This is a genomic window from Methylobacterium sp. Leaf117 (assembly GCF_001422985.1).
GTDB lineage: Bacteria > Pseudomonadota > Alphaproteobacteria > Rhizobiales > Beijerinckiaceae > Methylobacterium.
Window position 1 is genome coordinate 502,161 of record NZ_LMNL01000034.1, and the last position, 12,302, is coordinate 514,462.

Annotated in this window: 10 protein-coding genes and 1 pseudogene; 10 read left to right on the forward strand and 1 reads right to left on the reverse strand. The window is 70.4% G+C overall.

Annotated elements, in window-relative coordinates; translation table 11 throughout:
• Positions 1–28: 28 nt before the first annotated feature.
• From ASF57_RS16965 to ASF57_RS17010, 10 genes are all read left to right on the forward strand, one after another.
• Entirely contained in the window at positions 29–919 is an 891-nt protein-coding gene (locus tag ASF57_RS16965) for an alpha/beta hydrolase (protein WP_056486072.1), read from the forward strand.
• Positions 916–3,288 (forward strand): xanthine dehydrogenase family protein molybdopterin-binding subunit, encoded by a 2,373-nt coding sequence (locus ASF57_RS16970; protein ID WP_056485313.1) that lies wholly within the window; start codon positions 916–918, stop codon positions 3,286–3,288. Before ASF57_RS16965 ends, ASF57_RS16970 begins: the two co-directional genes overlap by 4 nt.
• Complete coding sequence (locus ASF57_RS16975) at positions 3,285–4,178, forward strand: FAD binding domain-containing protein (protein ID WP_056485314.1); 894 nt, start codon at positions 3,285–3,287, stop codon at positions 4,176–4,178. The genes ASF57_RS16970 and ASF57_RS16975 overlap by 4 nt, the downstream gene beginning before the upstream one ends.
• Entirely contained in the window at positions 4,175–5,404 is a 1,230-nt protein-coding gene (locus tag ASF57_RS16980) for a 2Fe-2S iron-sulfur cluster-binding protein (RefSeq protein ID WP_056485316.1), read from the forward strand. Before ASF57_RS16975 ends, ASF57_RS16980 begins: the two co-directional genes overlap by 4 nt.
• A gap of 64 nt (positions 5,405–5,468) precedes the next feature.
• Positions 5,469–6,626, forward strand: a complete 1,158-nt coding sequence (locus tag ASF57_RS16985) for an ABC transporter substrate-binding protein (protein WP_056485318.1) — start codon at positions 5,469–5,471, stop codon at positions 6,624–6,626.
• 73 nt (positions 6,627–6,699) lie between these two features.
• A complete protein-coding gene (locus tag ASF57_RS16990) occupies positions 6,700–7,572 on the forward strand; it encodes a branched-chain amino acid ABC transporter permease (protein WP_056485320.1) in 873 nt (290 codons plus the stop codon).
• Positions 7,569–8,621, forward strand: a complete 1,053-nt coding sequence (locus ASF57_RS16995) for a branched-chain amino acid ABC transporter permease (protein ID WP_056485322.1) — start codon at positions 7,569–7,571, stop codon at positions 8,619–8,621. The genes ASF57_RS16990 and ASF57_RS16995 overlap by 4 nt, the downstream gene beginning before the upstream one ends.
• The gene (locus tag ASF57_RS17000) at positions 8,618–9,433 is read left to right on the forward strand and encodes an ABC transporter ATP-binding protein (RefSeq protein ID WP_056485324.1); all 816 of its coding nucleotides are present in this window, start codon (positions 8,618–8,620) and stop codon (positions 9,431–9,433) included. The genes ASF57_RS16995 and ASF57_RS17000 overlap by 4 nt, the downstream gene beginning before the upstream one ends.
• Positions 9,426–10,130 (forward strand): ABC transporter ATP-binding protein, encoded by a 705-nt coding sequence (locus ASF57_RS17005; RefSeq protein WP_056485326.1) that lies wholly within the window; start codon positions 9,426–9,428, stop codon positions 10,128–10,130. Before ASF57_RS17000 ends, ASF57_RS17005 begins: the two co-directional genes overlap by 8 nt.
• Positions 10,102–10,452, forward strand: a complete 351-nt coding sequence (locus tag ASF57_RS17010) for a Rieske 2Fe-2S domain-containing protein (protein ID WP_056485328.1) — start codon at positions 10,102–10,104, stop codon at positions 10,450–10,452. The genes ASF57_RS17005 and ASF57_RS17010 overlap by 29 nt, the downstream gene beginning before the upstream one ends.
• 244 nt (positions 10,453–10,696) lie before the next feature.
• Here the strand turns inward: ASF57_RS17010 and ASF57_RS17015 are convergent.
• Positions 10,697–12,198: pseudogene (locus ASF57_RS17015) on the reverse strand (IS66 family transposase).
• Positions 12,199–12,302 lie beyond the last annotated feature (104 nt).

The following is a 12,302-nucleotide window of genomic DNA, read 5'->3' on the forward strand; positions in this document are numbered from 1 at the left end:
GGCATACGATCGCAGGGAGACCGACAGCATGGGCGACCACCAGACGCCGGATACCCCGCTGCCACCCGATCCCCGGCGCGCCTGGGCGCGCCTCGACCGGGCCGCCCGCGACGCCGCTTACGACAACAATGGCGCGGTGCCCGATGCCGCCGCCCAGGCGGCCGCGCGCAACGCGGCCTCCGCAGCCTACCGGGCGGTGCATCCCGCGGCGCTCGACATTTCCTATGGGCCCGCGCCGCGCACGGCCTTCGACCTCTACCCGGCCGCCGACCCGGCCGCACCCTGCCTCGTCTTCATTCATGGCGGCTACTGGCAGCGCAATTCCCGCGATCTCTTCGCCTGCCTAGCCGAGGGGCCCGCCGCGGCCGGCTGGTCCGTGGCGATGCCGGGCCATACCCTCGCACCAGAGGCGAGCCTCACCCGGATCGTCGCGGAGATCGGCCTCGCCCTCGACTGGCTGGCCGAGCACGGACCGGCGCACGGAATTGCCGGTCCCCTGGTGCTCGCCGGGTGGTCGGCCGGCGCCCATCTCGCCGCCCTGCAACTCCATCACCCCGCCGTGGTGGCGGGGCTGGCGATCTCGGGCGTCTACGAGCTCGGACCGATCCGCGACACGGGCCTGAACGAGGCCCTCTGCCTCACCGATGCGGAGGTCGCGGGTCTCTCGCCCCTGCGCCAGCCGGTCGTGGCCAAGCCCCTGGCTATCGCCTACGGGACCGCTGAACGCCCGGCTCTGGTCCGCGATGCCCGCGACTTACACGCCTTGCGCAGCGCCCACCACGCACCGGGGGCTCTGCTGCCCGTGGCCGGTGCAGAGCATTTCTCAATCCTGAACGAACTGCGCCGCCCCGGCGGCGCCCTGGTCCGTGCCGCCCGCGACCTCGTCGCGGGCCTGTCCGACGGAGGTCCGTCCGCATGACCGATGCGAGCCCGCTCACCGAGGGCGTCGGCGCCCGCCTGCCTCGCAAAGAGGACGATCGCCTTATGCGCGGGCGCGGACAGTATGTCGGCGACCTGCGCTTGCCCGGCCTACAGGACGTCGCCTTCGTGCGTAGCCCCCTCGCGCATGCCCGCATCCGGGCCATCCAGGTTCCGGAGGCCTATCGCGGGCAGGTCTTCACCGCGGCCGACCTCGCGGACGTGCAGCCGATCCGGGCGGTCTCGGCGCTCGCTGGCTTCAAGGTCTCCGAGCAACCGGTCCTGGCGAAGGACAAGGTGCGCCAGGTCGGCGAACTCCTGGCGATCTGCTTCGCCCCGACCCGGGCCGAGGCCGAGGACATCGCCGCGGCCGTCGCCCTCGACCTCGAGGAGCTGCCGGCGGTCCACGACATGCAGGCGGCCCGCGCGCCGGGGTCCGCCCTGGTCCACGAGCACTGGGGCGACAACATCTTCCTGGAGACCTTCGTCGACGTGAATTTCGCGGCCGCCCTCGACGCGCCGATCCGGGTCTCGCGTACCCTCTCCACGGGCCGCCAATGCATGGCGCCGATCGAGGGGCGGGGCACGGTCGTGCATCTCGACAACCGCCTCGACCAGCTCGTGGTCTACACGGCGAGCCAGATGCCGCACATCGTGCGCAATGGCCTATCCGAATGTCTTGGGGTCGAGCAGGGACGCCTGCGCATCGTCTCGCCCGACGTCGGCGGCGGCTTCGGCTACAAGGCCATCCTGCTCGCCGAGGACGTCTGCCTCGCCTGGCTGGCGCTCAGGGTCGGCCATCCGGTGCGCTGGCTTGAGGACCGGCGCGAGCACCTCACCGCCAACGCTAATTGCCGCGAGCACCACTACCGCATCACAGCCTACGCCGAGCGCGACGGCACCCTACGGGGCATCGATTGCGAGGCCACCGTCGATTCCGGTGCCTACTCGGCCTACCCCTTCTCGGCATGCCTGGAGGCCGCGCAGGTGGCGAGCATCCTGCCCGGCCCCTACGACTTCCCGTCCTATCGCTGCCGGACCTGGTCGGTGGCCACCAACAAGTGCCCGATCCTGCCCTATCGCGGGGTCGCTCGAACCGGCGTCTGTTTCGCAATGGAGCTGATCCTCGACGCGGTGGCGGCCGAGGCAGGCCTGGAGCCCTGGGTGGTCCGCGAGAAGAACCTCGTGCGGGCCGACCAGATGCCCTTCGACAACATCACGGCCAAGCACTTCGACAGCGGCGACTACCCGGAGGCACTCCGGCGCGCCCTCGCTGCCATCGACGTCGAGGCCGTGCGAGCGCGCCAGCGGACGCCCGAGCCTGACGGGCGCCGGATCGGCCTCGGGCTGTCGATCTACTGTGAGCAGGCGGCGCACGGCACCTCGGTCTATTCCGGCTGGGGCATCCCCATGGTGCCCGGCCACGAGCAGGCCGGCGCCCGCCTGACGCCCGACGGAGGCCTCGAACTCCGGATCGGAGCGCATTCCCACGGCCAGGGACTGGAGACCACCCTGGCCCAGGTGGCGCACGAGATCCTCGGCGTGCCGGTGGCGCGGACGCGAGTCGTTCACGGTGACACCGCGATGACGCCCTATTCCACCGGCTCCTGGGGCTCGCGCGTAATGGTGATGGCGGGCGGCGCCGTGGCGGCGGCCTGCCGCGAACTCGCGGACCGCGCCCTGCGCATCGGCGCGCACCTGCTCCAGGCCGACCCAGCGGCCTGCCACTTCGAGGCCGGCCGCGTCATCGGTCCCTCAGGTGACATCGGTCTCGCGCAGATCGCGCACACCTGGTACCGGCGCCCGCAGGATCTCGCCCGCGACGTCGATGCCGGCGGGCTCGAAGTTACCGCAGGCTACAAGCCCCAGCGTGATTCCGGCACCTTCTCGTACGCGGCCCACGCGGCCGTCGTCGCGGTGGACCCGGATCTCGGTGCGGTGGAGATCCTCGACTACGTGATCGTCGAGGACGGCGGCACCCTGGTGAACCCGCTCGTAGTCGACGGCCAGATCTATGGCGGCCTCGCGCAGGGGATCGGCACGGCCCTCTACGAGGAGATGCGCTTCGATGCCCGCGGGCAGCCCCTCGCCTCGACTTTCGCCGACTACCTCCTGCCAGGTCCCGCCGAGGTGCCCGAGCCGCGCATCGACCACATGGCGACGCCCTCGCCTTACACGCAGTTCGGCGTGAAGGGCATCGGCGAGGGCGGGGCGATCGCACCGCCGGCGGCCCTGGCCAACGCGATCAACGACGCCCTGCGCCCCCTCGGCGCGACGATGCTGCATGCGCCGGTGAGCCAGCACCGCATCGTCGAGGCCGTGCTGGAGGCCCGCGCAGCTGCCCTCGCACGCCCCCGGGAGGCCGCATGAAATCCGCCCGCTTCGCCTACGAGCGCCCCGGCGACCTCGCCGCCCTGCTGGCGCGGCTGGCCGAGGCCGGAGACGGCGTGAAGCTGATGGCCGGGGGCCAGTCCCTCGGCCCGATGCTCAACCTGCGTCTGGCCGAGCCCGAGCGCGTCCTCGACATCACGGGCATTCCCGAGCTGCGCCGCGCGGCGATCGAGGGCGACACCCTAGTGCTCGGCGCCTGCGTCACCCACGCAGACATTGAGGACGGGCGCGTTCCGGACCTCACCGGCGGGGCCATGGCCCGCGTGGCGACGGCCATCGCCTACCGGCCGGTGCGCAATCGGGGCACGATCGGCGGCTCCTTGGTCCATGCAGATCCCGCCGCCGACTGGGTCAGTGCGCTGGTTGCCCTCGGCGCCGAGGTCGAGCTGGTCACTGCCTCCGGACGGCGGCGCTTGGCCGTCGAACGCTTCGTCACCGGCGCCCTCGACGTAGCCCTGGCGCCCGGCGAGATGCTGGTGGCGGTGCGGATCCCCGCCCTGAGTCCCGGCGCCGCCTGGGGCTACGCCAAGCATTGCTCCAAGATCGGCGAGTTCGCCCACGCCATCGGCGCCGTGCGGATCGAGCCCGATGCGGGGCGCGCCCGGGTAGTGGTCGGCGCCATCGAGCGAGCGCCCCTGCTGGTGCCGGACCCGCGCGACCTGTTCGGCGGCCGCATCGGCCGGGATTTCGGCGAGCGCTTCGACGCCCGCGCCGCCGAGGCTGTCCTGCGGCAGGCCGGCATGACGGACGCGGTGGCACGCCACGTCCACGTCACCGTGCTGGGTCGCGCCGTCGCCCAAGCTGCAGCCCCGCTCCCTTCCACCGCCCTGCCACCGTCCCCCACCCGTACCGTCAGCGAGGCCGCATGAGCACCGCATCGGCCGCCCTTCGCGATGACAGCTTGCCCCTCGACCTCACAGTGAACGGCCGGGCCCGGAGCCTGCGCGCCGAGCCGCGCACGCATCTCGGTGACGTCCTGCGCGAAGCTCTCGATCTCACCGGCACGCATCTCGGCTGCGAGCACGGGGTCTGCGGCGCCTGCACGGTGCTCCTCGACGGCGAGCCGGCCCGCGCCTGCCTCACCTTCTCGGGGGCCTGCGCCGGCGCCGAGATCGTCACCATCGAGGGGCTCGACGATGATCCGGTCGCCGGCGAGTTGCGCGCCGCCTTCAACCGCGAGCACGCCCTGCAGTGCGGCTACTGCACGCCCGGCATGCTTATCGCCGCCCGCGATCTCGTCCTGCGCCTGCCGGAGGCGGACGAGCGCCGGATCCGGGCCGGCCTCTCCGGCAACCTCTGCCGCTGCACCGGCTATGTCGGCATCGTCCGGGCCGTGCACAGCGTCCTCGCCGAGCGCCGGGCTCGGGGCATCGCGCCGGAGACCGGTGCGCACCGCCCCCTCGGACCCATCGGGGCCCGCCCCGGTACGTCCGTTGCAGCAGCCCGAACCCCGCTGCCCCGGGCCGCGGCGAGCCCTCCGGCGATGGCTACGCTGCCGACTGCGGATCTCGGGGCAGATTTCGTGCCTGCCCACCGGTTCGAACAGTCGTTCCAGGTGGCGCATCCGCCCGAGATCGTCTTCGCCGCGTTCGGCGACGTGGAGGCCGTGGCCGCCTGCCTGCCCGGGGCGGTGCTGACGGGCCCACCGAGCCCGGAGGCCGTCGAGGGCGCCCTCCAGGTGCGGATCGGCCCCATCGCGGCGCAATTCCGCGGGCGGGCCCGCATCAGCCAGGACGAAGAGACCCGGTCGGGGCGCATCGTCGGCGCGGGCAGCGATGCCGGCGGCCGGTCCGCCGCCCAGGGCGAGATCCGCTACCGGGTCATGGCGGGTGAGGAAACCGGCACGGCCCGAGTCGATCTCGCCATCGGCTACACCCTAAAGGGACCGCTGGCACAGTTCGGCCGGCCCGGGCTCGTACGCGATCTCGCCGGACGGCTCTGTGCGGACTTCACCCGGAACCTCGAGGCCCGGCTCTCAGGCGCCCCGGCTCCGAAGACGACCGGCCTGAACCCACTGCACCTCCTGCTCTCCACCCTCCTAGCGCCGTTGCGGCGGCGCCTCGCCGCCCTCTTGGCGCCTCTGCGGCGCCTCTGAGCGCCCTTCATCCTCGCCAGACCGCCTTCGCCTTCCCATTCGCCCACCGAGACCGGAGCCCACCATGACGCGCAGCAGCCTCACGAGACTCCCCGCCCTCACGCTTGCGCTCAGCCTCTCGGCGGGATTCGCCCAGGCCCAGGCGATCCGGATCGGCGTCAACGAGCCCTTGACCGGCCCATTCGCGGCCTCCGGCACCTACGTGGTCAACGGCGCGAAGATCGCCGCGGACGAGATCAACGCCAAGGGCGGCGTCCTGGGCCGGACGCTCGAACTCGTCATCGAGGACAACAAGAGCAACCCCACCGAAGCCGCGGCGGTGGCCGAGAAGCTGATCACCAGCGACAAGACGCCGGTGCTGATGGGAGCCTGGGGATCTAGCCTCACCCTGGCGGTAATGCCCAAGCTCGCCGATTACGAGACCGCGATGCTGGTCGAGACTTCGTCCTCCGGCAAGATCACCACTTCAGGCAATCCGTTCGTCTTCCGCATCTCGCCGCCCTCGGCGCTAGAGGCCGAGGCTTTCGCGCCCCTGGTGGAGAAGATCGGTCTGAAGAAGGTCGACTTCCTCGCCATCAACAACGACTGGGGCCGGGGGGCGGCCGCCGATTTTACCAAGATGCTCAAGGGCAAGGGTGTCAGCGTCGGCCTCATGGAGACCATGGATCAGGGCGCGCAGGACATGAGCGCCCAGCTCTCCAAGCTGAAGGGGTCGGACGCCGACACCATCATGATCACCGCCGCCGTCGATCAGCTCACATTGCTATTCAAGCAGATGGCGGCCCTCGGCCTCAAGAAGCGGGTCATCACCACCGGCGGCTCGCAGAATCCCGACCAAATAATCGCCCAGGCGGGGGCTGCGGCCGATGGGACGATGCACCTGACCACCTTCCTGCCCTGGTACCCCGAGAAGACCCCGAACCCGGCGGCGACGGCCTACTTCATCGGCGAGTGGAAGAAGCGCGGCTTTGAGTTCGCTGGCGTCACCGAGAGCTTCCGCGGCTACGATGGCATCCGCGCCATCGCGGCGGCCATCGAGAAGGGCGGCGCCGCCGACGCCGCCGCGATTCGCAAGGGCTTCTGGTCGGTGGATTTCACCGGCCTCAACGGTCCGATCCGCTTCGCGAAGGCCGGCCCGTCCGGGTCCGAGAGCGGCCAGAGCAAGCCGGACGTCTACCTCGTGAAGATCGAAGCCGGCAAAGTCGTCGTCCCCGAGCTCTAACGCCGGCCGCTCCCATACCCGGTCGCCCGCCTCCGGGCCGGCCGGGCTCCCGTCCGCTCCGGCGAGGGCCCTCATGAACGAGTTTCTGCAGCACCTCCTCAACACCCTGATCCTGGGCGGCACCTATGCCCTCCTGGGCATCGGCCTGACCTTGATCTTCGGCATCATGAACGTGGTAAACTTCACCCACGGAGCGCTCTACACGGTGGGCGCCTACTTCATGTACCTGGCGGTGACAGCTCTGGGTCTCAACTTCTTCGCGGCCCTGCCGACGGCGGTCCTCGGCGGCCTCCTCCTCGGGGCGACCCTCGACCTAGCCCTGCTGCGACCACTGCGCAACGCGGACATGGACACCACCATGCTGGTCATGATCGGGGCCGGCATCGTTCTGCAATCGGGCACGCTCTGGCTCTTCGGCGGCGTCGCCAAGTCGATCCCGACGCCGTTCCCCGACGCGCCGCTCCAGCTCGGCCCCGTCTCGGTGTCCTGGCTGCGCCTGTTCGTGCTCGGAGCGGCCCTTGTACTGATCGGCCTGACCTACTGGCTGATCAACCGCACCCGGCTCGGGCTCGCCATGCGGGCCACCTTCCAGGACCACGACACCGCCGCCCTGATGGGCGTCAACGTGCGGCTGATCTACACCGCGACCTTCGCCATGGGTTCGAGCCTCGCGGCGGCAGCCGGGGCCCTGCTCGGCCCGGTCTACGTCGTGTTCCCGCAGATGGGCGGCATGGCCGAGTTGAAGGCGTTCGCCATCGTCATTCTGGGGGGCCTCGGTAACGTCACCGGCGCCGCCATCGGCGGCTTCATCCTGGCGCTCGCCGAGGAACTCGGCGCCGGCTACATCTCCTCGGGCTACCGTGACGCCATGGGCTTCCTGATCATCATCGCGGTGCTGATCTTCAAGCCGACCGGCCTGTTCGCCAAGGCGGAGCGCATCGGATGACCCAGCCTTCCAGGACGCGCCACCTCCCCGCCCTCGTACTCCTGGCGGCGCTCGCCGCCTTGCCCTTCGCGCTCGGCCACGACCCGTACCTGCTCAACGCGTTGATCACGACGGGCGTTGTCACCATCGCGGCCATGAGTCTGAACCTGCTCCTCGGCTTCACCGGGCAGCTCAGCCTTGGGCACATCGCCTTCTTCGGCATCGGCGCCTACGTCAGCGGCCTCACGAGCCTCGGCTTCGACGTCGAGCTCTTCGGCGGCTTGCGCGTCGTGCACGAGCCGTGGCCGCCGGCCGTCGGGTTCGGTCTCGCCGTGCTGGCGACCGCCGCCTGCGGCTACCTCGTCGGACGCCTCTCCTTCCGGGTGCGCGGCGCCTATTTCGTGATCGTGACGATCTCCTTCGCCGAGGTGGTGCGCCTCGTTGCACTCAACTGGGTGGAGCTGACGCAGGGTCCCCTGGCCCTCACGGGGATTCCACCTCTCGGCCTCTGGCTTCCCGGCCTCGGCACGACGGTCCTGCGCACGAAGCTGCAGAACTACTACCTCGTCCTCGCGGTCGGCACGCTCTGCTACGTCCTCATCGGGCGCCTCGTGGCCTCGCGCTTCGGCCGGGCCATGCGGGGCCTAAAGGAGAACGAGTCCCTCGCCCTCTCGCTCGGCATCAACGCCACTCGCACGCTAACCCTCGCGGCAGTGATCTCAGCGGCGATGGCGGGGGCGGCGGGCAGCCTCTACGCCCACTACCTGCGCATCATCGATCCCGACGTGTTCCTGTTCTCTACCACGGTAACGATGGTCATCATGGTGGTGGGCGGCGGCAAGGGCACGCTGCTCGGCCCCGTGGTCGGCGGCCTGATCTTCGGCCTGCTCCCCGTCGCCCTGCGCCCGGTCATGGTACCGGAAGCGCAGTGGATGGTGTTTGGCCTCGTGCTGATCGGGATCCAGTTCGTCATGCCGAGGGGCATCGTTCCAGGCCTCGTCCGCCTCGTCGCACCCCGCCGTCCCGCGGCGGCGTCCTCCAGCCCTGTCCCCGCGGAGGTTCGGCCGTGAGCGAACGCGCAGTCCCCATCCTCTCCGTGGAGCATGTCGGCGTGCGCTTCGGCGGCTTGGTCGCCATCGCGGACCTGCATTTCGACGTTCATCCCGGCGAGATCGTCAGCCTGATCGGCCCGAACGGCGCCGGCAAGACCACGGCCTTCAACGTGATGACCGGATTCCTGAAGCCCAGTCAGGGACAGGTCCGCTTCCGCGGTACCAGCCTGCACGGCCTGCAGCCCCACGAGATCGTCCGGCTGGGCCTGAGCCGGACGTTCCAGCGCACCAGCGTGTTTCCCGACGACACGGTGTTCGACAACGTAATGATCGGCCTCCACCGCCGCAGCCGCGCGCGCCTCGTCGACACGCTGCTCGGGCGGGATCGCGCCGGTGAGGCGGCCCTGCGCGACCGTGCCCGCGAACTCCTCGACTGGGTCGGCCTCTCCGGCCGGGCCCAGGAGAAGGCCGGGGCCCTGGCCTACGGTGAGCAGCGCCTCGTCGGGGTCGCGCTCGCGCTCGCGACCGAGCCCGCCATGCTCCTCCTCGACGAGCCGGTCTCGGGCATGAACGCCTCCGAGACGCAGGTCTTCGTCCGCCTGATCCGCGCGATTCGCGACCGCGGCGTCACCTTGCTGCTGGTCGAGCACGACATGCCGATGGTGATGGAGGTCTCCGACCGCATCGTGGTGCTGAACTACGGCCGCCTCATCGCGGAGGGGCCGCCGGCGGTGATCCGGTCCGATCCCGCTGTGATCGAGGCCTATCTCGGCCAGGGCAGCGCCGCCCGCGCGGCCGCACAATCCGTCCGGGAGGCGGCCAATGCTTGAGATCCGCGACCTCGTCTGCGGCTACGGCACAGTGACCGCTCTGAAGGGCCTCTCGCTCAGGGTCGAGGAGGGCCAGCTCGTGGCCCTGGTCGGAGCCAACGGCGCCGGCAAGTCGACGACGCTGCGAGCCGTCTCGGGCCTGATTCCGGCGCGTGCAGGCAGCATCCACTTCGCCGGCCGGGACATCACCGGCACCGATCCGCGCAAGGTGCTGGCCCAGGGCATCGCCCATTGCCCAGAGGGACGCCGCGTCTTCCCGCAGATGAGCGTCGCCGAGAACCTCGCGATGGGCGCCTACCTGCGGCGCGACCCGGCCGGGGTCTCCGCCGATCTGGCCCGGATCTACGGCGAGTTCCCGCGCCTCGCCGAGCGCCGGCGCCAGGCAGCCGGCACCCTCTCGGGCGGCGAACAGCAGATGCTGGCGATCGGGCGCGCACTGATGTCCCGCCCGCGGCTAGTCCTGTTCGACGAGCCCTCCCTCGGCCTCGCGCCCAACATCGTCGAGCGCATGTTCTCCGTCATCCGGGCGATCTGCGACACCGGCACCACGGTCCTCTTGGTGGAGCAGAACGCGTTCGCCGCCCTCGAACTCTGCGACTACGCCTACCTCCTGGAGACCGGTCGCATAGTCCTTTCGGGGCCCGGCGCAACGCTGATCGCGGACCCCCATGTGCGCCAAGCCTATCTTGGAGGCTGAGGCGGGAACCTGGGTCCGGGCCTGCCGGGTCGAGGCGCTGGCGGATCGTGCGATCCTCCCCATCCGCGTGGCAGGCCTCCATCTCGTGCTCGTCCAGGACGGGGGCCGGGTCTTCGCCGCCGAGCGGGCCTGTCCGCACGAGGGCGCGGACCTGGCCCTGGGGCGTTGTGCCGCCGGGCGCCTGTTCTGTCCCCGGCACCTAGCCTGGTTCAGCTTGCCGGGCGGGGTCGTTTCACCGGGATGGCACTTTCGGGACCTGCGCACCTATCCAGTCCGCATCGAGGGATCCACGATCGCAGTCCGCATCGACGGAGGCCATTAGCACCCGGCCAATGCCGTCTTGCAGCAGTCCGGCTTCACTATCCTGCTTTTGGAGCACGGTGCAGTCTATATCCGCTTCCGGGCGACGCTCGCAGCAGCATGTGTGACTATGTAAGGTCGAGAGCAGCGTGCCCTCCTCTGTGCAGGTGGCCAGCTTTTGCTTCGTGCGCGAAGCGGTTGTGCGTCAGAATTTAAAGGAGCGTCTGGTTACTTGATCGTAAGCGCTCGGTGAGGGACCTTACGGGTCAGGCGGCCTGAGCGAGCCCCATGAGCGGGACCCAATTCCACGGTAGCAGGTCGCCGAGGCGTCGGGCCGGATGCTCGGCGATGCGGGTGACGACGTCCCGCAGGTAGGCCTCGGTGTCGAGACCGTTCAGCTTGGCCGTCTCGATCAGGGTGTAGAAGACGGCCGCGCGCTCGGCGCCTCGATCCGAGCCGGCGAACAGATAGTTCTTGCGCCCGACCGCGACGCCGCGGAGCGCCCGCTCGGCCGGGTTGTTGTCGAGCCCGATCCGACCGTCTTCGAACACCCGGGTCAGTGCGCGCCAGCGGCTCAGCATGTAGCGGAACGCCTTGGCCAGATCCGAGGGGCCGGAGAGTTGCGGCAGGATCGTCTCGGCCCAGGTTCTCAAGGCATCGGCCAGCGGCCGGGATCGATCCTGGCGCCGTCGCTGTCGCTGATCGGGCGGCTGGCCGGCGATCTCGCGTTCGATGGCGTAGAGGGCGCCGATGCGCTCCAACGCCTCTCCGGCGATGGCTGAGCCGGTCTTGGCGTGCACGTCGAAGAACTTGCGCCGGGGTGTGGACCCAGCAGGCCGCCTCGATCAAGGCACCGCCGGTGCGCCCGCCCTCGTAGAGGCGATTGAAGCCGGCATAGCCATCAGCGTGCAGCACGCCCTGGAACGCGGCCAGATGCGCCAGCGGCCGCTCGCCCCTCCGGGGAGGCCAGGAACACGGCGGCCGGCGACCGCACGCCGCCATGGGGGCGCTCGTCGCGCACATAGACCCAGAGCCGTCCGGTCTTCGTCCGGCCCAAGCCTGGCGCCAGTACCGGAATAAGGGTGTCGTCGCCGTAGAGGACGTCCGAGCTCGTCAGGACGTCCTGGCGAAGCAGGTCGACCAGCGGCGAGAGGGCGGCAGCCGTCGCACCCACCCAGCCCGACAGGGTCGATGTGGCTAGGTCCACCCCGTCACGAGCGTAGATCTCGGCTTGGCGGTAGAGCAGCAGATGATCGTCGAACTTCGCCACCGCGATATGGGCCAGCAGACCGGCTCCGGCGCGCCCGCGGGCAATGGCGTGATGCGGGGCGGGCGCCTGCACCATGCCTTCGCAGGCCCGGCACGCGAACGCCTCGCGCACGTGCCGGACCACCTTGAAGCGGCCGGGCACGTAATCGAGGGTCTCCGTCACGTCCTCGCCGATCCGGCGCAAGGACCCGCCACACGATGGGCAGGCGCAGGGACCGGGATGGATCACGCTCTCGCGCGGCAGGTGATCGGGCAGCGTGCGCCGGGCAGCCTTGGTTCGCGCGGCCTCAACGGCGTCGGCCACGACCGGTGCGGCGGCCAGGCGCTCAGCCTCGTCGACCTCCAGCGCCTCGATGGCGAGTTCGAGCTGCTCGACGCGCGCCTTCAGCTTCTCGGACGAGACGCCGAACTGCGCCCGCTTGAGCCGGGCGAGTTCGCCGCGCAACTTCTCGATCAGCGTGTTGGCGTGGACGGCCTCCCGCGCCATGCCGACGATCATGCGCTTGAGCGCATCGACGTCATCGGGAAGTGAGCCAGGATCGAGAGCCACATCAACAGCTTAAGCCGTTCTGGCCCATGCGCAAGCCCGTTGCCGGCACCCGC

Bases quoted from the DNA above. Each gene is read 5' to 3' on its own strand.
- ASF57_RS16990 (WP_056485320.1), top strand. From the start codon at position 6,700: ATGAACGAGTTTCTGCAGCACCTCCTCAACACCCTGATCCTGGGCGGC.
- ASF57_RS16980 (WP_056485316.1), top strand. From the start codon at position 4,175: ATGAGCACCGCATCGGCCGCCCTTCGCGATGACAGCTTGCCCCTCGAC.
- ASF57_RS16975 (WP_056485314.1), top strand. From the start codon at position 3,285: ATGAAATCCGCCCGCTTCGCCTACGAGCGCCCCGGCGACCTCGCCGCC.
- ASF57_RS16995 (WP_056485322.1), top strand. From the start codon at position 7,569: ATGACCCAGCCTTCCAGGACGCGCCACCTCCCCGCCCTCGTACTCCTG.
- ASF57_RS16965 (WP_056486072.1), top strand. From the start codon at position 29: ATGGGCGACCACCAGACGCCGGATACCCCGCTGCCACCCGATCCCCGG.
- ASF57_RS17010 (WP_056485328.1), top strand. From the start codon at position 10,102: ATGTGCGCCAAGCCTATCTTGGAGGCTGAGGCGGGAACCTGGGTCCGG.
- ASF57_RS16970 (WP_056485313.1), top strand. From the start codon at position 916: ATGACCGATGCGAGCCCGCTCACCGAGGGCGTCGGCGCCCGCCTGCCT.
- ASF57_RS16985 (WP_056485318.1), top strand. From the start codon at position 5,469: ATGACGCGCAGCAGCCTCACGAGACTCCCCGCCCTCACGCTTGCGCTC.
- ASF57_RS17005 (WP_056485326.1), top strand. From the start codon at position 9,426: ATGCTTGAGATCCGCGACCTCGTCTGCGGCTACGGCACAGTGACCGCT.